The sequence below is a fragment of the Mesorhizobium sp. LSJC280B00 genome (assembly GCF_000502835.1).
Taxonomy (GTDB): Bacteria; Pseudomonadota; Alphaproteobacteria; order Rhizobiales; family Rhizobiaceae; genus Mesorhizobium.
The window spans coordinates 1-655 of record NZ_AYVL01000113.1 but is presented as its reverse complement, the minus strand read 5'-3'; the positions used below and the strand labels follow the sequence as shown (position 1 = coordinate 655).

The 655-nt window shown below is 63.2% G+C and carries 1 protein-coding gene; it reads left to right on the top strand.

The genetic code is table 11. The features are described from left to right. Positions 1 to 191: 191 nt before the first annotated feature. Positions 192 to 655, top strand: a 464-nt coding sequence (locus tag X773_RS73515) for a hypothetical protein (protein ID WP_156937527.1), incomplete at its 3' end; no start/stop codon positions are given.

The following is a 655-nucleotide window of genomic DNA, read 5'->3' as shown; positions in this document are numbered from 1 at the left end:
CAGCTCGAAGCGCAACACCTCTTTGCATCACCTTTGAAGATGGGCTCGAGCCGAATACCCCATCTGCTTCCGACAATAGCATGACTCTGGCTTTCGTCACCCGCAGGCGAGTGCTTGCGGGAGGGATGATCACGTCCACCGCTTTGGTGCTTGAGAAAAGTGCGCTTGTCGGCAACACAGCGGCAACGAGTATGCTCCCCGACCCTGCGCTGGCGCTTTGGCGGGAATGGGAGACCGCCCACAAGCTGACCGAGCGGCTTTGCCGCAGGCAGCAGCGCCTGGAGGCGAGGCTTGTCTCGAGCGTCGGCTTTCCTTGTGTGACCGTCTGCCTGCCCGAGGGTGAGGACGTGACGGTTCACTCGATCGAAGCGCTCAATGAAGTGCTCGGCAAAGGGCCGGATATGGCGGCTCTCCGGGAGACGGCCGAAGCCGATTTGGCGGCGCATCAGGCGTGCTGGGATGCGGCTGACGAGGAGGCTGGTTACACCGCCGCGCTCAAGGCCGAGTGCGAGGCTGGCTACCGGGCGCAGGATCTGCTGGAAGCGTTCTCAACGATACCCGCTACGACTCTCGCCAGTGTGGCGGGCAAGCTCGATGCCGTGTTGCGCGAGGGCGAAGCCTGGGAGGAATGCTCCGTGTTCCCCTGGCCGCAAAT